At 62.8% G+C, this 20,052-nt stretch carries 17 protein-coding genes; 7 read left to right on the top strand and 10 right to left on the bottom strand.

Features of this window, described 5'->3' with window-relative positions; genetic code table 11:
- Nucleotides 1-205: 205 nt before the first annotated feature.
- The 4 genes from ABIA90_RS26960 (at nucleotide 206) to ABIA90_RS26945 (ending at nucleotide 4,492) form a co-directional block, all read left to right on the top strand.
- On the top strand, nucleotides 206-1,099 hold the full coding sequence (locus ABIA90_RS26960) for a branched-chain amino acid ABC transporter permease (RefSeq protein WP_354121775.1): 894 nt from the start codon (nucleotides 206-208) through the stop codon (nucleotides 1,097-1,099).
- A 3-nt stretch (nucleotides 1,100-1,102) separates the two neighbouring features.
- Nucleotides 1,103-2,176: a branched-chain amino acid ABC transporter permease gene (locus tag ABIA90_RS26955; RefSeq protein WP_041960455.1), complete on the top strand. Its 1,074-nt coding sequence runs from the start codon at nucleotides 1,103-1,105 to the stop codon at nucleotides 2,174-2,176.
- Nucleotides 2,177-2,222: 46 nt separating this feature from the next.
- Nucleotides 2,223-3,506, top strand: a complete 1,284-nt coding sequence (locus ABIA90_RS26950) for an ABC transporter substrate-binding protein (protein ID WP_354121776.1) — start codon at nucleotides 2,223-2,225, stop codon at nucleotides 3,504-3,506.
- 146 nt (nucleotides 3,507-3,652) lie between these two features.
- Nucleotides 3,653-4,492, top strand: coding sequence for an ABC transporter ATP-binding protein (locus ABIA90_RS26945; protein ID WP_354121777.1), 840 nt, complete (start codon nucleotides 3,653-3,655; stop codon nucleotides 4,490-4,492).
- Nucleotides 4,493-4,495: 3 nt separating this feature from the next.
- Here the strand turns inward: ABIA90_RS26945 and ABIA90_RS26940 are convergent, their stop codons facing one another.
- Nucleotides 4,496-5,647 carry an AGE family epimerase/isomerase gene (locus tag ABIA90_RS26940; RefSeq protein ID WP_354121778.1) on the bottom strand — a complete coding sequence of 384 codons (1,152 nt, stop codon included), beginning with the start codon at nucleotides 5,645-5,647 and terminating at the stop codon, nucleotides 4,496-4,498.
- 86 nt (nucleotides 5,648-5,733) lie between these two features.
- Between ABIA90_RS26940 and ABIA90_RS26935 the strand changes: the two genes are divergently transcribed.
- The 3 genes from ABIA90_RS26935 to ABIA90_RS26925 all read left to right on the top strand — a co-directional run bounded on the left by ABIA90_RS26935 (nucleotide 5,734) and on the right by ABIA90_RS26925 (nucleotide 8,707).
- Nucleotides 5,734-6,957: a phenylacetate--CoA ligase family protein gene (locus ABIA90_RS26935; RefSeq protein WP_354121779.1), complete on the top strand. Its 1,224-nt coding sequence runs from the start codon at nucleotides 5,734-5,736 to the stop codon at nucleotides 6,955-6,957.
- A gap of 522 nt (nucleotides 6,958-7,479) precedes the next feature.
- Nucleotides 7,480-8,100 (top strand): TVP38/TMEM64 family protein, encoded by a 621-nt coding sequence (locus ABIA90_RS26930; RefSeq protein WP_354121780.1) that lies wholly within the window; start codon nucleotides 7,480-7,482, stop codon nucleotides 8,098-8,100.
- A gap of 100 nt (nucleotides 8,101-8,200) precedes the next feature.
- The gene (locus tag ABIA90_RS26925) at nucleotides 8,201-8,707 is read left to right on the top strand and encodes a D-glycero-alpha-D-manno-heptose-1,7-bisphosphate 7-phosphatase (RefSeq protein WP_354121781.1); all 507 of its coding nucleotides are present in this window, start codon (nucleotides 8,201-8,203) and stop codon (nucleotides 8,705-8,707) included.
- Nucleotides 8,708-8,791: 84 nt separating this feature from the next.
- Here the strand turns inward: ABIA90_RS26925 and ABIA90_RS26920 are convergent, their stop codons facing one another.
- From ABIA90_RS26920 to ABIA90_RS26880, 9 genes are all read right to left on the bottom strand, one after another.
- Nucleotides 8,792-8,956, bottom strand: a complete 165-nt coding sequence (locus tag ABIA90_RS26920; protein WP_354121782.1) for a hypothetical protein — start codon at nucleotides 8,954-8,956, stop codon at nucleotides 8,792-8,794.
- Nucleotides 8,957-8,990: 34 nt separating this feature from the next.
- Nucleotides 8,991-9,692 (bottom strand): hypothetical protein, encoded by a 702-nt coding sequence (locus ABIA90_RS26915; RefSeq protein ID WP_354121783.1) that lies wholly within the window; start codon nucleotides 9,690-9,692, stop codon nucleotides 8,991-8,993.
- A gap of 52 nt (nucleotides 9,693-9,744) precedes the next feature.
- Nucleotides 9,745-10,152 (bottom strand): hypothetical protein, encoded by a 408-nt coding sequence (locus ABIA90_RS26910; RefSeq protein ID WP_354121784.1) that lies wholly within the window; start codon nucleotides 10,150-10,152, stop codon nucleotides 9,745-9,747.
- A 139-nt stretch (nucleotides 10,153-10,291) separates the two neighbouring features.
- Nucleotides 10,292-11,929, bottom strand: a complete 1,638-nt coding sequence (locus tag ABIA90_RS26905; protein WP_354121785.1) for a carbamoyltransferase family protein — start codon at nucleotides 11,927-11,929, stop codon at nucleotides 10,292-10,294.
- 340 nt (nucleotides 11,930-12,269) lie between these two features.
- A complete protein-coding gene (locus ABIA90_RS26900; RefSeq protein ID WP_354121786.1) occupies nucleotides 12,270-14,396 on the bottom strand; it encodes a bi-domain-containing oxidoreductase in 2,127 nt (708 codons plus the stop codon).
- Nucleotides 14,393-15,658, bottom strand: a complete 1,266-nt coding sequence (wecC, locus tag ABIA90_RS26895) for a UDP-N-acetyl-D-mannosamine dehydrogenase (protein WP_354121787.1) — start codon at nucleotides 15,656-15,658, stop codon at nucleotides 14,393-14,395. The genes ABIA90_RS26900 and wecC overlap by 4 nt, the downstream gene beginning before the upstream one ends.
- Nucleotides 15,655-16,776, bottom strand: coding sequence for a non-hydrolyzing UDP-N-acetylglucosamine 2-epimerase (gene wecB / locus ABIA90_RS26890; RefSeq protein ID WP_354121788.1), 1,122 nt, complete (start codon nucleotides 16,774-16,776; stop codon nucleotides 15,655-15,657). Before wecB ends, wecC begins: the two co-directional genes overlap by 4 nt.
- A gap of 183 nt (nucleotides 16,777-16,959) precedes the next feature.
- On the bottom strand, nucleotides 16,960-18,234 hold the full coding sequence (locus tag ABIA90_RS26885; RefSeq protein ID WP_354121789.1) for a glycosyltransferase family 4 protein: 1,275 nt from the start codon (nucleotides 18,232-18,234) through the stop codon (nucleotides 16,960-16,962).
- A 1-nt stretch (nucleotide 18,235) separates the two neighbouring features.
- A complete protein-coding gene (locus tag ABIA90_RS26880) occupies nucleotides 18,236-19,669 on the bottom strand; it encodes a heparinase II/III family protein (RefSeq protein WP_354121790.1) in 1,434 nt (477 codons plus the stop codon).
- Nucleotides 19,670-20,052: the final 383 nt, after the last annotated feature.

Here is a 20,052-nt window from a genome sequence, read left to right as displayed (position 1 = left end):
CCGCGCTGCCAGCCGATGCGCCCTCTCCCCTTGTGGGAGAGGGCATCTCCGCCGCTGGCCACACCCTCGCCCGGGTGAGGGGTCCCCTCTCAGCACCGTCGCTGCCGAGAGAACCCCTCACCCGGCTTCGCTTCGCGAGGCCACCCTCTCCCACAAGGGGAGAGGGTGCACCGTCATCGCTTCTGCATTTTGCGCTGGCATCGACATGAACACCGCCTTCCTCATCCAGCTCCTGGTCAACGGCCTCGTGGTCGGCACGCTCTATGGCGTGGTCGCGATGTCGTTCGTGCTGATCTACAAGGCGACACAGGTCGTCAACTTCGCGCAAGGCGAACTGCTGCTGGTCGGCGCCTGGGTGTGCTGGGCGCTGCTTGCGAAGTACCAGGTGCCGTTCTGGATCGGCATGCCGATGACGCTGGTGTTCATGTTCATATTCGGCATCGCGATCCAGGTGCTGATCCTGAGACCGATGATCGGCGAACCCATCATCTCGGTGATCATGGTGACGATCGGCCTCTCGACCGTGCTCCAGGCCACGCTGAAATGGATGTTCGGCGTCAATCCGCAACCGTTCCCGCGCGTGTTCGAGAGCCAGTCGGTCAGCCTGCTCGGGCTTCAGATCCAGACCGTCTATGTCATGAGCCTCGTGGTCTCGGTCGCGATGATGATCGGCATGGCCTGGTTCTTCCGCGCCTCCAAATACGGCCTCGCGATGCGCGCCACCGCGTTCAACCAGCAGGTCGCGCAGTCGCTCGGCATCTCCGTCAAGAGCGTGTTCGCGATGGCGTGGGCGATCTCCGCGACAGTGTCGGCGGTCGCGGGCGTGGTGGTCGCCGTCGTCAACGGCGTGTCCTCGGGACTTGCGGCCTACGGCATCAAGGTGTTCCCGGCGGCGATCCTCGGCGGGCTCGATTCCGTCGGCGGCGCCGTGCTCGGCGGCATCATCATCGGCTTGCTCGAGAACATCGCGCAATATGTCGACAGCGAGTATCTGCACTGGGGCAATCTCTACGAGATCGCACCGTTCTACGTCCTCATCATCGTGCTGATGATCAAGCCCTACGGCCTGTTCGGCACCCACGACATCGAGCGGATCTGATCCATGGCCGGCCCTGCCCTCATCCCTGCTGGTGATTTCCGCACCTCCTACGCGGCGGACACCACGATCTTCCCGACCACGACCAGCCGCAACTTTGCGATCATCGGCGTGCTGTTGCTCTGCCTCGTGCCGCAATTCCTTGGCGGGTACTGGCTCAGCATCCTGATCCAGATCGGCATCTTTTCGATCGCAGCGCTCGGTCTCAACATCCTGGTGGGCTTCACCGGCCAGATCTCGATCGGCCATGCCGCCTTTTTCCTGCTCGGCGCCTTTACCTCGGCCTACATCTCCAACAACGCGCCGATCCCGGTGTTCTTCGCGATCCCGCTTGCGGGCGTCGTCACCGCGCTGGTCGGGCTGATCTTCGGCATCCCGGCGGCGCGACTGAAGGGGCTCTACCTCGTCATCGCAACGCTGGCGGCGCAATACATCCTGCTCGACTTCTTCTCCCGCGCAGAGTGGTTCACCGGGGGCTCGGTGCCCGCCAGCGCCAATCCGTTCTCGATCTTCGGCTTCACGCTGCGCGGCGACCGACAATATTTCTATGTCGTGCTGGCCTATGTGGTCGCGAGCTACGTCCTCGTCACCAATCTGATGCGCACGCGCGATGGCCGCGCGCTGGTGGCGATCCGCGACCATTATCTCTCCGCCGAGATCATGGGCATCAACCTCACCAAATACCGCACGCTGTCGTTCGGGCTGGCCGCCTTCTTCGCCGGCATCGCCGGCGCGCTTTATGCCCACTACCAGCTCGTCGTCTCGCAGGAGGGTTTCGGCATCGAGCGCTCGATCCTGTTCCTCGCCATGATCATCATCGGCGGCACCGGCTCGATCATGGGCACGCTGATGGGCACCGCCTTCGTGGTGCTGCTGCCTGAGACGATGGAATTCATCAGCCTCTACCTGAAGGGCGGCGCGATCGACAAGGCGCTGTCCCTCAACACCAACATCACCTTCCTGCGCGAGATCGCGATCGGGGTGATCATCATCGCGTTCCTGATGTTCGAGCCGGACGGGCTCGCGCATCGCTGGCGGCAGATCAAGGCGTACTGGAAACTCTACCCGTTCTCGCATTGAGCGCGGGCAACTCTCTAACCAACGAAAAAACAGGAGGAGGCAACCAATGAAGACAAAATCCATTTTGAGCACTGCATCGCTCGCGCTGGCGATCGCCGCATTCTCGGCCGGCGCGCAGGCGCAGATCGCGATCGGCCATCTCGCCGATTATTCCGGCGGCACCTCCGACGTCGGCACGCCCTACGGCCAGGCCGTCGCCGACACCTTCGCCTGGGTCAACAAGAACGGCGGCGTCGGCGGCAAGCAGCTCAACGTCGATACCAACGACTACGGCTACCAGGTGCCGCGCGCGATCGCGCTCTACAAGAAATGGTCGGCGCCGGACTCCAAGGTCGCCGCGATCATGGGCTGGGGCACCGCGGACACCGAAGCGCTGACCGGCTTCCTCGCCCAGGACAAGATCCCCGACCTCTCCGGCTCCTATGCCGCAGCCCTCACCGATCCCGAGGGCGTGAGCGGCAAGGCCAAGCCTGCGCCTTATAATTTCTTCTACGGCCCGAGCTATTCGGACTCGCTGCGCGCGATGTTGATGTGGGCGGCCGAGGACTGGAAGGCCAAGGGCAAGGCCGGCAAGCCGAAGTTCGTGCACATGGGCGCCAACCACCCCTATCCGAACGCGCCGAAGGCCGCAGGCGAAGCCATGGCGCAGGAGCTCGGCTTCGAGGTGCTGCCGCCGCTGGTGTTCGCGCTCACACCGGGTGACTACAGCGCGCAGTGCCTGAGCCTGAAATCCTCCGGTGCCAACTACGCCTATCTCGGCAACACCGCGGCTTCCAACATCTCCGTCCTGAAGGCTTGCAAGACCGCCGGCGTCGAGATCCAGTTCCTCGGCAATGTCTGGGGCATGGACGAGAACGCCGCCAAGACCGCCGGCGATGCCGCCAACGGCGTGATCTTCCCGCTGCGCACCGCAGTGAGCTGGGGCGGCGATGCGCCCGGCATGAAGACGGTGATGGAGATCTCCAAGATGTCCGACCCCACCGGCAAGGTCTACCGGCCCGTGCATTACATCGCGGCGGTCTGCTCGGCGCTCTACATGAGGGAGGCGCTCGACTGGGCTGCCAAGAACGGCGGGGCGACCGGCGAGAACGTCGCCAAGGGCTTCTACCAGAAGAAGGACTGGGTGCCGGCCGGAATGGACGGCGTCTGCAATGCCTCGACCTGGACCGACAAGGACCACCGCGGCACGCTGAAGGTCGACCTCTATCGCACCAAGATCGCGGGTGCGACCGACGGCGACCTCAATGATCTCATGGCCAAGGGCACGATCAAGCTCGAGAAGGTCAAGACCGTCGAGCTGCCGCGCAAGCCGGAATTGCTGGGGTGGTGAGCCCGGCTATTCCTACACACACAACCGTCATCCCCCGCGAAAGCGGGGGATCCAGTACGCCGCGGCCTCTCGGTGAAGCTTCGACGTCTCTGGAATACTGGGTCGCCCGGGCAAGCCGGGCGACGACACCGAGAGAGTAACTAGCCATGAGTGAACCGGCTCACATCGAGCGTCCCTCCCCCAGCGCCGTGCCCGCACCGCCCCTCCTCGCCGTCCGCAACATCGAAGTCGTCTACGACGACGTCATCCTGGTGCTGCGCGGCCTCAGCCTCGACGTGCCCAAAGGCGCGATCGTGGCGCTGTTGGGCGCCAACGGCGCCGGCAAGTCGACGACGCTGAAGGCGATCTCGGGGCTGCTCAAGACCGAGGACGGCGAGGTCACGCGTGGCGAGATCCTGTTCGAGGGCTCCGCCATCGCCGGCATCGATCCCGACAAGATCGTGCGTCGTGGCATCTTCCAGGTGATGGAGGGCCGGCGCATCGTCGCCGACATGACGTCGCTCGAAAACCTCAAGCTCGGCGCCTTCACCCGCAGGGATCGCGAGGTCGATGCCGATCTCGACATGGTCTTCAACTATTTCCCGCGCCTGAAGGAGCGCACCGGCCTTGCCGGTTATCTCTCAGGCGGCGAGCAGCAGATGCTTGCGATCGGCCGCGCTCTGATGGCGCGCCCGAAGATGATCCTGATGGACGAGCCCTCGATGGGCCTGTCGCCGCTGCTGGTGAAAGAGGTGTTCTCGATCATCCAGAAGATCAACCGCGACCTCGGCGTCACCATCCTGCTGGTCGAGCAGAACGCCCGCGCCGCGCTGTCGGTGGCGAGCCACGGCTACATCATGGAGCAGGGCAAGGTGGTGCTCGACGGCACCGCGGACGAGCTGCGCGACAACGAGGACGTCAAGGAGTTCTACCTCGGCGGCGCCGGCGATCAGCGCAAGAGCTTCAAGAACCTCAAGAGTTTCAAGCGGCGCAAACGGTGGCTGTGAAACTCAGCTCAGCACCTGCTCCGCTTCCGTGACTGCACAGAGAACATGATAGAACGACGACGCAGGAATGGTGTCGACCAGCGATTTGCCGTCGCGATCGAACTGGTCGTACCAGCCGCCCTTCACGGGATGGCTGAGATAATGCCGTTCGAGCCGCACCAGCGCCGCGCGCGCCTCGTCCGCAGCGCCCGCCTCGCCGGACTCGGCCTGCGCGATCCACGCCTTGGCCATCTCGGTCTGCGGCCACAGCCGGCGCGTGCTGCGACGGATGTTGCCGCTGGCATCGCCCTCGTCGACCAGGCACCCCGTGGCCTCGTCGCGATAGCGCAGCGCGGTCGCGAGCAGTTCGGCGCGACGTTGCCCGGTCGGGCAACCCGTGATGCGTTCAAACCCTTTCAGCAGCCAGACCCACTCGGCCTGATGGCCGGGCTCGACGCTGACCGGCTCGATCTTGGACCAGTCCTCCTCGAAATACTCCGTCAGGATCCGCTTCTGCTTGTCGTAGAGATTGGCGAGGAACAGCGCGAAGAACTCGCCGGCGCGGTTCTGGAACGACAGATCGTGGGTCGCATCGAAGCACGCGATCATCGCCTCGAACAGATGCATGTGCGGGTTCTGCCGGCGCGGCAGCGAGACCGGCAGGCTTTCGTGCACACCGCCATGCGGCGAGCGCAGATGTCCGTCGAGGAAGGCAAGCAGCGCGTCGATCTCGGCGCGAATTTGCGCATCCTGGTCGAGCCCGTAGACGGCCGCGAGCGCAAACAGGATGAAGGCGTGGTCGTAAGCATCGCGCCGGGCGTCCAGCACGGCGCCATCCGGCGTCAGCCGGTGCACGTAGCCAGGCCGGCCGTCGGGCGCCTTCGCTTTGCTGAGCAGATGCTCCAGCCCCTTCAGCGCGATGGCGCGCCCCCCAGGGTACCAGCCCATCTGCGCCGCCTTGGCGTAACAATAGATCTGGCGCGCCTGCACGAGCACGCGCCGCGGTGCGGCCGTGTCAGCCGTGCCGTCACGGTGCAGCCGGTCGACGAAACCGCCTGCCGCATCGTCCCAGCCGACGGACGACCACAGCGGCAGCGCCTCGTCGACCGTGCGGCGCTTCAGGCGCGCGACGACGTCTGCCGCCTCGCCCGCTGCAATGATGCCTTCGTCCGCCATCGCGTCCTCTCCACGCCTCGACACTGGCCGTCTGATACCCATGCCAGCGGCGGCGTGCAACGGATGCCAACCCGGAAAGACCAGCCATGACCGCCCATTACGACGCCCGCGAGACGCGCGAACCGGCCGTGCGCGAGGCAGAGCTGTTCTCCCGCCTGCCGGACGTGCTGCGCGGCGCGATGGCCGCACCCGCCTACGCCGAGCGGCTGAAGGGCATAGATCCGGCCGCCGTGACCTCCAGGTCGGCGCTGGCGGGCCTGCCGGTGCTGCGCAAGTCGGAGCTCCCCGCCCTGCACAAGGCCTCAGCGCCCTTCGGCGGCTTCGTGCCGGCAGCCCCGGGGTCGTTCGCCCGCCTCTTCACCTCTCCCGGTCCGATCTTCGAGCCTGAAGGGCGGCAGGCCGATCCCTGGCGCGGTGCGCGGGCGCTGTTCGCGGCCGGGTTCCGCCCCGATGACATCGTGCTCAACACCTTCAGCTACCACCTCACCCCCGGCGGCTTCATCTTCGATGCCTCGGCCCGCGCGCTCGGCTGCGCGGTGATCCCGGCCGGTCCCGGCAATACCGAGCAGCAATTCGAGCTGATCGAGGCCTACCGTCCGGTCGGCTATAGCGGCACACCTGACTTTCTGAAGATATTGCTCGATGCCGCAGCAAGCTCGGGGCGCGACGTCTCATCGATCAAGCGCGCGCTGGTCTCGGGTGCGGCCTTCCCGCCCTCGCTCCAGGCTGAAATCAAGGCACGCGGCATCGACGCCTACCAGGCCTTCGGCACCGCCGACCTCGGCCTCATCGCCTTCGAGACCGAGGCGCGCGAGGGCATGGTGGTGAACGAGGATCTCATCATGGAGATCGTCAAACCCGGCACCGGCGATCCCGTCGCGCCGGGCGACGTCGGCGAGATCGTAGTGACCTCGCTCGATCCGCACCATCCCTGGATCCGTCTCGCGCTCGGCGACCTTACCGCGGTGTTGCCGGGTCCGAGCAAATGCGGCCGCACCAACATGCGCATCAAGGGCTGGATGGGCCGCGCCGACCAGACCACCAAGGTCAAGGGCATGTTCGTCCGACCGGAGCAGGTCGCCGAGATCGGCAAGCGCCATGCCGCGCTCGGGCGCCTGCGCCTCGTCGTCATGCGCCAGGGCGAGGCCGATGCGATGACGCTGCGAGCGGAAACTGCGGCCGCGAGCGACGCCTTGCGCGAGGAAATTGCAGGCACCTTGCGCGCGGTGACGAAACTCGGCGGCAACGTCGAGCTGGTCAGCCCGGGCGCGCTGCCGAACGACGGCAAGGTGATCGCGGACGAGCGGTAAGCGCTCAAACCCCAATTCCCTGGTAGTAGGGAATTCTGCACGAAATCGGTGCAAATAGGCAGGCGCGACGGCATATGCTCTCGCGGTCCCTTGCTGGCATGGACGCGCGTCGGTCGTTGTTGGCGGCGGGGATATTAAGGCACGTAGAATCTTAGCCGTAGTGCGCGTTCCTCGGTTAGGCATAAGAACGGCCTGTCGGCGTGGCCCGCCAGGCAATTCCTGTACATTCGGCTCTCAAGCGCATCGTCGAAAAGGCCGAAAATGGCGAGTAGCGCGAGCCCCACACCGCCCGCTATCCCGACCGAATAAATTGCTGCGCGCCGCACCTGCCACGCACGGGAAAATTCCTTACCCACGATAATTCACTACTATCCAAAAAATGCACTACCGTGAGTTGCTACTCCTGCCCTAAGCGACGGCTGGGGTCAATCAAGAAGTAGGCCTCGCCTAAGGTCCGGATACACCCACTTGTGGCTTTTGGGTGGGTTGATTGGTCTGCACAGATGGCGCAAAGCAACTCCTATGACAGATTATATCATCGAGGCATTCGAGGGGTTGGGGCATCTTTCCGTCACATCGGGTGCCGTTCTCGCGCTGTTCTTTGGGTTGGCGGCGCTGATAGTCTTTCCTCGGACGATCCTTATCGTTGCGGCCGGCGCATCATTTGGGATTGGTGCGGCTCCCATCATCCTGGTGGCCGGCACAACGGGAGGAACGCTGGCGTTTCTGCTAGCCCGCCATATCGCGTCCGAGTGGTTACGACGAAAGCTCGAACAACGATCTAGATTGGAAGCGATAGCCGAAGCTGTCGACAAGGAAGGATGGCGCATCGTCGCTCTCATGCGACTCGGTGCCCCGGTGCCAAGCGCGTTACAAAACTATCTTTTCGGACTTACAAAAATCCATCTGGTGTCGTTCATCTTGGCCACTTTGGTATTCAGTGCCCCGCAGGTCTTCCTGTTCACCTTCCTCGGCGCCACCGGCCGAGCGTCCTTACTCGAGGACAAGCCCGTCGAACTCACGGTTGTGCCAATCTTGGTGACAGTTGCGATCATCGCCCTTATTTCGTGGCGCGTCCAAAAACTGCTGAGATTGCGCGGTCGATCGGAAGGCCCCAACAAGGGCAGTCATTCCATCCGCTAGCATCGAGAGGGGCGCAACTCTGCTTCGGATCCTTGACAAACCACTTGAAGGGCTGTGAGGAGAGATATCAACTTTTCAGGGGCGGCGGATGACAGTGACAATGGCGCGCCCGGCGGTCTTTTTCGACCGCGATGGCGTACTCAATCACGATCACGGCTACGTCTTCGAGGCGACCAAGTTCGAGTGGAAAGACGGCGCCCGTGAAGCGGTCAAGCTCGTCAACGAGGCGGGCTATTTTGCCTTTGTCGTCACCAACCAGTCGGGTGTGGCGCGCGGGTTCTTCGAGGAGAGCGACGTCCAGACTCTCCATCGCTGGATCGCGAAGGAGCTGGCGGTGATCGGCGCGCACATCGACGCATTTGAATACTGTCCCGACCATCCCGAAGCCGCCATCGAGCGCTATCGACGCGTAAGCGACCGTCGCAAGCCCGCGCCCGGCATGATCACCGATCTCCTCAAGCGCTTTCCGGTGGCCGCCGACAGAAGCATCCTGATCGGCGACAAGCCAAGCGACATGGAGGCGGCCGAATCTGCGGGCATTCGGGGCCTATTGTTTCAAAATGGAAACCTCGAAGCGTTCGTGCGGCAAGCGCTCTCCTTGCGCTGAGCGTGAGCGATTCAACTCAAGTCTAGCACGCCGACAAAGCTGATCGAGGTGACCGACATCAAGCAGCTTGCGACGCAAGGCGCGTCATTTTCGGAGAGTGATGCTGATCATCCATGTCAGCGCACGCATTGCGGCAAGCGGAGCCATCAACCAAACGAGGCCGTAGCTATCCAGCAGCGTCGCCGTTAGAGGCACCTGAGTCACGTAATACGCGTAGAGGCAGCCTGCCACCTGCGTGGCAATGTTCATGGGATCGTTGCCTCTCGCAAGGATTGAAATTGAACTAATTAGTGAACCGGCGATCACGGTCGCCAAGACAGCGTAAAAGAGTCCCCCCCCCCTCAGCATAGCCTGACAGGCTCACACCGGCCGGTTGCGAACCCGTCGTGTATGTGATGACGGGATAGATCACTGCGAACACTTTCGTGGCCGGATAGCAAGGCTGCGGAGCAAGAAGTCCGCTGAAGGTCGGCCGCACTATGCCGCAACGTTGATCGGGATCCGAAAATATCTGCACATAGTATGGAATTCCAACCGCCATCCTGAATACGCCCGTTCGCACGATCCAAATTGCCTTCTTCAACACTCCACTGAGTCCGCTCTCCGACGGCTCTCCATCGGCGGTTGATGGCGAGCCAAGCGGGGACGATGAGTCCGAACCAGGCAGCGGAACCGCGAGCGACGGTCCCGGGGGACTCACAAGCGTCTGGCCGGGGCTCTTAACTTCGCAAAATTGGCTCAGAGCCAGGGCCAGGTAGATCGTTGCTCCTGCCGCGATCGTCACGACCGCGCTGCGCACGAGGCCGAATCCAGAGAGCGCCAACATCCATCCGAGCACCAGCACATAGAGAAGCGCCGGTGCTTTCTGAATAGTTGCGACATCAAGCCAAAGAACGATCACGCTCAGCGCCGCGCAGGCCCCGAGGCTGACCTTTTCACGCTTGAGCAATCCCCGCGCCAGCAGATAGCAACCGATGATGGGCAATAGACGAACGAATAGTACTTGTTACCAAGCAGCCTGAACAATTCGACCCGCCTCAGGATCTTCTCGTAGCACAGGCTCTGATCCCACGCCTCGCCGCGCACAAGCCGCCCGCCTGCGCAAGCCTGTAAACGCAGAAAGCGATCATGGCGCCCGCCAACACCAGCGGAATCCACAGGGGCACCTCGTCGGAAAATGAGAGGGTTGCTGACGCAATGACCTTCTCGGTAGCGATCGCAGCAATCGGCAGAACGACGAGCGTCAGTAGAAACAAAAGCCAGTAAGTTGGAGATCCGAGCGTGGTCATCCACGCGTAAGGAACTTCCTGAGGAAAGAACAATTGGCCGAACTGTTCTTGTCCAACAGGAAACGGAATTAGCGCAGCGGTACCCGAGGTCGCGATGTAGGCGGAGACCGCCACACCGACGGCCAGATTGCCCCGTCGCATCTTCCTGAAGTTCATGAAATCGCTCTAGCACTACATTCGTCGGACAAACGGCGTCAGATCCTTCATCAATTCGGGCGGGTTCGCGAGAAGCCCCGACCACAACGGACGAACTGCATCATCGGTCCGTTGAGCTCCCCCGGACCGATCCACTTGCTTAGTGCGGCTTCGATAGTCGGTAGGGCCCGAGATACAGCACGTCCAGACCCGAGCAGAAATAGGTGTGCAGCGCTTCCAGCGGCGCGTTCACGGTCGGTTGCTCGTTGATGTTCAGGCTGGTGTTGATCAGAACCGGTAACGAAGTGGCTTTCGCGAACTCGCCGATCAGTCGGCTGTAGAGCGGATTGCTGTCCGCATGGACGCTCTGGATGCGCGCGGTGTTGTCGACATGGACCACCGCAGGCATGGTCTCTGCGACTTTATCGTTAACCGGGAACGTCACCACCATGAAGGGCGCGTCGAATGTGTCCTCGAAATATTCGGCCTGGCGCTCGTAAAGCACCGACGGGCAGAACGGGCGGAACTCCTCGCGATATTTGATGGTGAGGTTGATGCGGTCCTTCATGCCCGTATGGCGCGGATCGGCCAGGATCGAGCGGTTGCCGAGCGCGCGCGGACCGTACTCCATGCGCCCCTGGAACCAGCCGACAGTTCTCTGCTCCGTCAGGTCGGCGACGCAGCGCGACACGGGATCGTCGAGCAGCTCAAACCGCGCGCCGATCTTGTCCAGCGTCTCCTTGATCGTGTCGTTGGAATATTCCGGTCCCCAATAGGCATGGGTCAGCGGTGCGATCGTGTGGCCAGCTTCCGCGCATTTCATCATCGCGGCGCCCAGCGCCACGCCCGCATCATGCGGCACCGGCGGAACGTAGAGACGCTTCACGGACGGCTCGGCCGCGATCTCCATGTTCATCTTGCAGTTCAGGCCGACGCCGCCGGCGATGCAGACGTCGCCGCAACCGGTCTCGGCGATCGCGGAGCGGATCACCTCGGTGGTGACGATCTCGAGCTGCTTCTGGCCGCTGGCTGCGATGTTGGTGAACCGCTGGTCGAGCGGCGCACCACGCAGGCGCCGCGGCCCCAGAATCTCCTCCATCTTCTCGGTGAAGATGCGCTCCTGCCGCGTCGAGAAATCGCTGCTGAAGATTTCTGCGTCGCGCCGGCGCTTGTCGAGCTCGGGATCGAGCTCGTAATTGATGCCGGCCGGGCGCAATAATTTCGCAAACTTGTCGAGATAGTCGGGGCTGCCATAGGACGACAGGCCCATGACCTTGTACTCGTCATTGGTCATCTGATAGCCGAGATACTGGGTCAGCATCCCGTAATAGAGCCCGAGACTGTTGTTGCGGCCGAACCGCGTCAGCACGCGGAAGTCGTTACCGCGGGCATGGGCGACGAGACCGGAGCTGGAATCGCCGGAGAAATCGAAGCAGGCGACGGTCGCCTCAGAAAAACCGGATCCGTAGAACGAGCTCGCGGCGTGACAGAGGTGATGGTCGTAGAGCTCGATCTTCGGGCTGTGACCGAACTGGTACCTGAAATATTCTGTGAGGCGCTGCGTGTAGTTCGTGTAGGTCTTCAGCGGCGAGCAGATCCAGTCGACGTCGCGCATGGTGATGCCGGCCTGCTTCAGGCAGAAGCCGATCGCCCCACGCGGCAGCTCGCCGCGCGCGTGCTTGGCAAGTGTGAACCTTTCCTCTTCCGCGGCAGCAATCAGCTCACCGTCGCGCAACAACACGGCAGCGCCATCATGGTGACCATGCTTGATCCCCGAGCTGATTCCGATCACGTACATTAGTTCACACCTCGAAAACGCTTCTCAAGAAGTCCCCCTGCAAAGAAGACCGACAAGAAACTCAGATCCTGCGGATGGTATGGTCGAGTTCTACCGCGACGTGCTCGCCTTCCAGACCGAGGCGAGAACCGCTTGCGACCGAGATGGGACGAAAACGGCCTAGCGGGTTGCATAGTTACCAACGAGGCTTCGAGCCTGCAAGGGCGCAAATCCGCCGTCTTTTGGCGCGTATCGAGAGCTAAAGGATCGGGCTGCGTCTTCGAAATTCCCAAATTGGAGAGCGCGGGGCATACATCGATCGTTCGACTATGTCCCGAGCACTGCAACGGAACGCACTGCCTCACTCAGCGAGCTGTTTCTCGACCGCGAAACTGACCCGCGTCGCCGACAGCTGATTGGCGAGCGAGATCGGCCATTCGCCGCCCGGTTTGAAGGCTTCGGCGAGCGCCACCAACTCCTCGAGCTGTCCCTTTTCAATGGTCAGGCCCTTCCAGCCCCCCTTTGCGCCGGTGACCTCCAATCGCTTGTAGTCGTCGAGCACGAGAACTTTCCCGTCCACAAAGATATCGAAGCGCTCCTTGGGGAACTCCTTCGAGCCCAGCGAGGTATAGGTCAGCGTGCATAGCGAGCCATCGGCGTAACGCACCGTGGCGACGAAATTGTCGTCGCGGCGCCAATGGCCGCTGGCCGGTACAATCGACCGGGCCTGAACCTCGACGGGCTGGCTGCCGGTGAGCGCATTGAAGAGATCGTAGATGTGGCAGGCTTCGCCGATGTTGCGGCCTCCCCCATGCGGGCCATGCACCCAATGATCGGAGGGAATGTAGCCGGCATTCATGCGGTAGTTCACAATCATCGGCGACAGGCGCCCCTTGATCGCTTCGCGGGCCGCGGTGACAGCCGGCGCGAACCGCCGGTTGAATCCCGTCATCAGGAGCGGTCCATTCGGGTTGTCCGCGTAGAACGCCTCGATCGCGTCCAAGCCCTCTTCGGTCATCGACGTCGGTTTCTCGACGAAGACATGCTTGCCGGCCTTCAGCGCCGCCAAGGTCATTTCGGCGTGCAGGTCGTGCCGTGTTGCGATGAGGACGAGATCGACCTGCGGGTCATCGAGAACAGCCTGAAAATCGGTGCTCGCGGTGCTGAAACCAAAGCGCTCGGCGGCCGTGCGCGCAGACAGGCCGGTGCGGCTCACGACACTGCGAAGGTCGAACTTGTCGGCAAGCTTCTTCAGGTTCGGCAGGTGCATGCCCTGCGCAAAGCTGCCGGCCCCGACGACCGCGATCTTGATGCGGCCATCGACGGGCTTCGGAGGGGCAATCTGCAGCACGGACCGCACGGCCTCTTCGCGGTGCGGATACTGCAGCAGAACCAGCAGCGGCTTCTCACCCTCGCCCGCCAGCCGGCCATACGCCTCTTCGGCACGGTCGATCGGATAGGGCTCCCGCAACATGTTGTCGAGCCGAACGCGCCCAGCCGCGAGCAGCCGGAGATATTCGCCCATGTTGCGGTTCTCGGTCCAGCGGACATAGGCGAGCGGGTAGTCTCCGCCCTCCTCCTCATAGACGGGATCGTAGCGTCCGGGTCCGTAGGAGCAGGAGATCAGGACATCGAGCTCCTTGGTGTAGATGTCCGATCGCGCCATGTTCAGGCCGACGTCGCCGACAATCACCACGCGCGCCTTCTTGCGGCAGGACTGAAAAGCCTGAGCGAGAATATCGCTGGAGGCAGAGGCAGCCGTGATGATCGCGACGTCGGCGCCGAAGCCATCGGTCAGCTTGATAATGCTATCGACCAGATTGCTGTCGTTCGGGTTGATGCCGTGATCGAGGCCATTTTCCAGCGCGGTCGCAATGCGCTTGTTGTCCACGTCGGTGCCGATGACGCGGCAGCCATTGGCGGTCAGGAGCTGCGCCGTGATCTGCCCGAGAATTCCGAGCCCGATCACGACGACTGTCTCGCCAAGCGTCGGCTGCGCGCGACGCACGCCCTGCATCGCGATGGCCCCGAGCGTCACCGTGGCGGCCGCGTCGAAGGAGACCTGCTGCGGGACGGGAACGCACAGATTGACCGGGACGTCGATGACCTCGGCGTGGTTGGCAACGCCCGCGCCGGCGCAGGCAACGCGATCGCCGACCGCGATTCCGTCGACCTCCGATCCGACAGCGATGACTGTGCCGGCGGCCGAGTACCCGGTCGGCAGTCCCGCATCGAGCTTGCCCTTGACCTGCTTGTAGACGCGCGCCACGCCCTGATCGCGCATGAGTTGAAGCACGCGCTTGACATGGTGCGGCTGCTTGAGGGCGCGGCGATACAGCGGGAGGCCCGACATCTTGACGCCGGCCATCTCGGTGCCGACGCTCACGCACGAACGCTCCACCCGGACCAGCACGTTCTTCGGGCCGGCGACGGGCGCCGGGACGTCCTGCAGGAAGACCTTACCCGACCGGACCAGAAGCTGCTTCACGACCATACTCCGCGCGTGTCGATTACCACCTTGCCGTTCAGTTCGGCCGGCGCGATTTCGTTGTAGGCACGATGATTGACCAGCATGACGACGATATGCGCCTCGGCGATCGCCTCGGCGACGTCATGCACCATGCGCACGTTCTTGTGCGTGGCAAGCTTTCCCGGCAACAGCTCGGCGAAGGGTTCCGACACCAGCAGTTCGCAGCTGTTCCACTCAGCCACCTCTTCGGCGATCTCGAGCGCCGGGCTTTCGCGGAAATCGTCGACGTCGGGCTTGAAGGCGAGACCGAGCGTCAGCACCTTCGGGTAGGCGCCCACCGACCGCGCGCCGGCGATGGCGGTCTTGATCTTCTCGAGAACGTAAGACGGCTTGCCGTCGTTGACTTCACGCGCGGTGCGGATCAGGCGGGATTCCTGTGGAGCCGCCTCGACGATGAACCAGGGATCCACCGCGATACAATGGCCGCCGACGCCTGGGCCCGGCTGCAGAATATTGACGCGCGGATGATGGTTGGCGAGCCGGATCAGCTCCCAGACGTTGATGCCGAGCTTGTCGCAGACGATCGATAGCTCGTTTGCGAAGGCAATGCCGACGTCGCGGAACGAGTTTTCGGTCAGCTTGCACATCTCCGCCGTGCGGACGTTGGTCTTCAGCAGGCTGCCGGTGCAGAAGATGCGATAGAGCTCCTCGGCGCGCGCCGAGCATTTGGTCGTGATGCCGCCGATCACCCGATCGTTCTCGACCAGCTCGACCAGCACGCGTCCGGGCAACACACGCTCGGGGCAATAGGCAATGTGAACGTCGCAATCCTCGACATCCGAAGTGGGCATCTGCAGATCGGGGCGCAGAGCCGCAAGCTGCGCGGCCATCCGTTCCGTCGTCCCTGGCGGAGAGGTCGATTCCAGCACGACGAGATCGCCGCGCTTCAGGACCGGCGCGATGGATGCAGCCGCGGCCTCGACATAGCTGAGGTCCGCCTTCCCATCATGAAATGGCGTGGGGACGGCAATGATGAAGGCATCCGCCGGCGCAGGCTTCGTCGCCGCGCGCAACTTTCCGACCTGAACCGCGCGCGCGGTCACCGCATCGAGGTCGGGCTCCACGATGTGAACCTGGCCACGGTTGATCTGGGCGACGACCGCCTCGCTGACATCGACACCCACGATCGAAACACCGCGCGAGGCGAGTACGACCGCAGTTGGGAGCCCTATATAGCCGAGCCCGACCACACAAATCGCTTTTTGCTTTACGTCGCTCACAGTTGATCCTCGATCACCTTGCGAATTCGCTTTGCGGCGAGGCCGTCGCCGTAAGGATTAATCGATTGCGCCATCCGCCCATAGTGATCGCGGTCGGTCAACAACCTGGTTGTCTCTTCGACAATACGCTCCCGGGACGTGCCCACGAGAATCACGGTTCCAGCGTCGACAGCCTCGGGACGCTCGGTGGTTTCGCGCATCACCAGGACCGGCTTGCCCAGCGACGGCGCCTCTTCCTGCACGCCGCCGGAGTCGGTGATGATGAGACGCGAACGCTCCATCAGATAGACGAATGGTTCGTAGTCCAGCGGGTCGATCAAATGAATCCGCTTCTGTGCACCGAGCACGCGCTGGACGGGCGCCAGAACGTTGGGATTGGGGTGGACAGGATAGACGATCTGCACGTTATGCTGTGTGACAATGTCAAGCAGCGCATTGCAGATATTTTCGAACCCGTCACCGAAGTTCTCCCGCCGATGTCCTGTCACGAGGATCAGCGGAAGATCGGGATCGAGGTAGCTGAACCGGCCTCGCAGTTCGGCGCCCGCAGAGGGCGCACTCCTCAGCCGCTCCACGGTTTCCATCAGCGCATCGATGACGGTGTTGCCGGTCAGGTGGATATGGAAAGGATCGACCGCTTCCGCGAGGAGATTTTGCCGCGACCGCTCGGTTGGCGCGAAGTGAAACCGGGTCGCAAGGGTTGCGACCCGGCGGTTCATCTCTTCCGGCCACGGCGCGGACAGCGAGCCGGATCGCAGACCTGCTTCCACATGCCCCACGGGCAGCCTGCGGTAGAACGCAGCCAGCGAACCGGCGAGCGTGGTCGAGGTATCGCCGTGGACCAGGACCAGGTTTGGCTTCTCCTGATCCAGCACCTGCCCGATCCCGGTGAGAAGCTTGGCGGTAAGTTGGTCCAACGCCTGGTTGGGCGACATCAGGTTGAGGTCGTGGTCGGGCTTGATTGCGAAGAGATCCAGCACCTGATCCAGCATGCCCCGATGCTGACCCGTCACACAGACCCGCAGATCGAGGCTTTGGCTGCGCCGCAGCTCGGTCACGACCGGCGCCATCTTGATGGCCTCCGGACGCGTTCCAAATATTGCAATGACTTTTCGCATCGTCGGGTTTGCTGTCCGCCTCAACGCTCACCCCGGGGAGCCCCCGGCGGCGCTGTGTAACCAGTCACGCGGAAATATACAAACTCAAAGGGGGCCGGAACCGGGCGAATCGCCCGGAATCGACCACCCCAAAAAAGCTTTAAATTCCAAACAGTTGGAGAAGCGTTGCGGCAGCCTGCGCAGTTAGCCCGTCTTGTCCTGAGCGAGATCGCGATCCGACCGGTCCGATTCGTGTTTCCCAGGGCACAAGCGTTGCAAAGCTTCCAGCATGCTATCGGCCAGCGCTGTGCGCTCGTAGCGTTTGCTCCCGGTAGCGGCGTTTGCCGCAAGCAAACGCCGGCGTGCCGGATCTCGTGCGAGCTCCGCGATGGCGCGCACCAACTCCTCCACGCTGTCGGGCTCGATGATCTTCGCTGCATCCAGCGGCTCGAGTAGACGCTCCAGCTCGCCCCGTACGTTCGCGATGATTGGCGTGCCGGTCGCCAAGGCCTCAAAAACCTTCGATGGCAACACTGTCCTGAACAATGGGGTGTTCTTCAGCAATACCAGCGTGAAGTCGCTCAAATGCCAATAGTCGATGGTCTCATCGTGCGACACGGGACCGACAAACAGCACATTCCGCAGTCCCCGACGTTGGGCCTGTTGTTGCAACTCCTCGCGCTCCGCACCGGACCCGACGATGATAAATTGCGCCTCGGGAACGCGGGTCAGGCACTCGTCTGCCGCGTCGAGGATGAGCTGTAGCCCATGCGCCATGCCGACAGTGCCGATGTATGAAACGACTACCTTGTTCTCGGTTCCAAGCCTCTCGCGCAACGACGATGGCGCGCATCCGGGGGCGAGTTTGGATGTGTCTGCACCATTGGTGACTACGACGATCTTGTCGGCATCGATTCCCCGCGACATCAGCACGTCGCGGGTCGTATGGGTGACCGTAACGATGAGATCCGAGTGCCTGTAGAGAAAGCGCTCCACACGCCGGACAAGATTGACCACCCGTCCTTCCTTCATGGCGCCAACGGCGACAATCGAGTCTGGCCAGAGATCGCGCACTTCGAACACGAACGGCCTGCGGTGAACGCGGCTCGCAATCCATCCCGCGATGGCGGCAAATATGTGTGGCGACGTCGCAATAACGACGTCCGGCCGGGCGACAAAAGGCGATGCAAGGCTCGCCGTCAGCACAAAGCTCAGGTAGTCGAGAATTCGCAAAATTGCGCCACGATTGGGAAACACCAGCGTCGGGACGCGTAAAACGTCTACGTTGTCGTACATTTCACGTTTGTAGAGCGATTGCCGATAGCCGCCGAACACCTTGCCATCCGGGTGGTTTGGAAAATTGGTCAGCATGGTGACCTGATGGCCGCGCTCGATCCAACGCTTCGCGTGCGTGCTGCAGCGGATGGAAGGCGCACTCGCCTCAGGCGGATAGTGATCGGTGACGAAGAGGATACGCAAATCAGAGCTCGAACCGGGTTTCGACTTCCATGGGTAGCCCGCCCGTATAGCTCCAGGCAAGGACCGGTCGCAAGATTCGTTGCCCAAAACTCGGCGCGTAGTACCCGTCGTTCAGCAGGAATTGCGACGCTCCCCTCGCTGACACACGAAGCCGCGGCTCCCCTGGCACCTCGATCGACCAGCCTTGCCCGTCCGGGCAAATACGACCGACCAGCGGGTGCAGCGGAAAACGACCGATGATCGTGTGGCTTCCCTCGCCCGTGACGCGGTCCCGAACAACTAGCGAAGTCGGCGACACCGTGACGCTGCGGCAGTGGACTGGCCGGCCAGGGAGCCAGCGGTACCCATCGTGACTGGCGGAGGCCGACTGGATGTGGCCGGTCACGGATACCGATCTGCCGAATGGATGCGCGCGCCGCCCGACGCGAAAGCTGGCCCACACTTCGGTTGAATTCTCTGCATCGATCTCGACAGTCGCGTGGGCGCCGGTTGAACGCTCTTCATCTCGAATTGCATCGTGGGCGTAAGACGAAGTCCCGGAGTTGGTGATCAACCGACGATCGCCAAACGACACTTCGAGCGAGAGGGTGTCTGCATGCGCATGTCCCGGCAGATAGGAGGGGCCGACTTCGGCCGCATCGAGGATCGCGAGCCAGGGACCGGAGCGCAGCCGCACATACCCGCTGTCAGCCAGCCGACCGGTAGTGTCGTCCGCGCTCGACAAGACGTGCAGCGATTCCCCATAGTCAGCAAGCTGCCCGTAAGTCCTCGCGATGCCTAAAGCCGCGTCGTTGAAGAAGGCGATTTCCCCGTCCGGATGGACCATTTCACCCAGCCAGGCCAGCATACGCGCGGCCAAGGCCGGCCATTGCGCCGCCGCTTCAGCAAGCTCGCGCGGATAGATCCTCGAAAGCTGAATGAGATCCAGGACATCCTCGAGCAGGATGGCGTGATACATCGGACTAAGCTCAAAGTGGCCGCCGTCCGACAGCACCTGTTCGCGCCACTCCCGTTGCAGCAGATCCAGGCCGGTGCGTCGCCATCGGTCTGCTTCGACTCCCGAGAAATAGCAACCCGCGAACACAAGGGCTTTCGCGTTCGCGAGCAGATGGTTGCCCAGCAGGTGATACTCGAGCGAGGAGTTCAGCGCGCGCGCCTGCGTTGCCAAGCTGTCGCGCACGGCGGAGCCCAGGTCGTTGCCCGCCAGCGCCCATGCGACCCAGTTCACGATGCGCAGCGATATCGGATACGGTTCCCAGCCGTTTCCCGTCATGGGACGATTTTCGGCGATCCAGGCGTCGATCAGGTCGCGATGCCATGACGCACGGGCCTCGCTTGCCTCAGCGCGCAAATCGTCGAAATAGTGCAGGTTGTACAGCCACAGCTTCGGCATTGCCGGATTGTTCCAGCCGGCACCGTCCAGCAGCTCCGCCACCTGCCCAAGAATCCGGAAGCGTCGGGGGGACACCATGGTGGCCGGCCGGCCCGCAGCATTCCGCCATCTCGCCGTCGGCGTGCGCAAACCTGGTGCGGGTCCATGCGCGATGCTGGGCGGAAGAATTCGGCGCTTGACGCGATTGATGATCTGTTCGGAACGCAAGTGGCGCACTGTTCGGATTAGGCGCGCGGGATCCCCCCATCGTTTCCCAAACATTCCATGTTCCGGTTGTGTTTCGCCCAAGCGCTGATACCATTTCCGGTGCCGAGTTCAATAGCTCGGCCTGCACGAGACAGTGCGCTTGCGGCTTGCCGGTAGATTTTGAAGGCCGAGGGAGCCTTGCCCTGCCGGTCCGGAGGCTGCGGAACTCCGGCAGATCG

It is taken from the genome of Bradyrhizobium sp. LA6.8 (assembly GCF_040547935.1).
GTDB lineage: Bacteria > Pseudomonadota > Alphaproteobacteria > Rhizobiales > Xanthobacteraceae > Bradyrhizobium > Bradyrhizobium barranii.
The sequence above is the reverse complement of the archived record's forward strand: the minus strand, read 5'-3'. Positions and strand labels throughout refer to the sequence as shown.

Excerpts from the sequence above, each read along its gene's own strand:
- ABIA90_RS26910 (WP_354121784.1), bottom strand. The coding sequence starts at position 10,152 with ATGAACTTCAGGAAGATGCGACGGGGCAATCTGGCCGTCGGTGTGGCG.
- ABIA90_RS26940 (WP_354121778.1), bottom strand. The coding sequence starts at position 5,647 with ATGGCGGACGAAGGCATCATTGCAGCGGGCGAGGCGGCAGACGTCGTC.
- ABIA90_RS26950 (WP_354121776.1), top strand. The coding sequence starts at position 2,223 with ATGAAGACAAAATCCATTTTGAGCACTGCATCGCTCGCGCTGGCGATC.
- ABIA90_RS26920 (WP_354121782.1), bottom strand. The coding sequence starts at position 8,956 with ATGAACATTGCCACGCAGGTGGCAGGCTGCCTCTACGCGTATTACGTG.
- ABIA90_RS26905 (WP_354121785.1), bottom strand. The coding sequence starts at position 11,929 with ATGTACGTGATCGGAATCAGCTCGGGGATCAAGCATGGTCACCATGAT.
- ABIA90_RS26945 (WP_354121777.1), top strand. The coding sequence starts at position 3,653 with ATGAGTGAACCGGCTCACATCGAGCGTCCCTCCCCCAGCGCCGTGCCC.
- ABIA90_RS26930 (WP_354121780.1), top strand. The coding sequence starts at position 7,480 with ATGACAGATTATATCATCGAGGCATTCGAGGGGTTGGGGCATCTTTCC.
- ABIA90_RS26935 (WP_354121779.1), top strand. The coding sequence starts at position 5,734 with ATGACCGCCCATTACGACGCCCGCGAGACGCGCGAACCGGCCGTGCGC.
- ABIA90_RS26960 (WP_354121775.1), top strand. The coding sequence starts at position 206 with ATGAACACCGCCTTCCTCATCCAGCTCCTGGTCAACGGCCTCGTGGTC.
- ABIA90_RS26925 (WP_354121781.1), top strand. The coding sequence starts at position 8,201 with ATGGCGCGCCCGGCGGTCTTTTTCGACCGCGATGGCGTACTCAATCAC.
- ABIA90_RS26955 (WP_041960455.1), top strand. The coding sequence starts at position 1,103 with ATGGCCGGCCCTGCCCTCATCCCTGCTGGTGATTTCCGCACCTCCTAC.
- wecB (WP_354121788.1), bottom strand. The coding sequence starts at position 16,776 with ATGCGAAAAGTCATTGCAATATTTGGAACGCGTCCGGAGGCCATCAAG.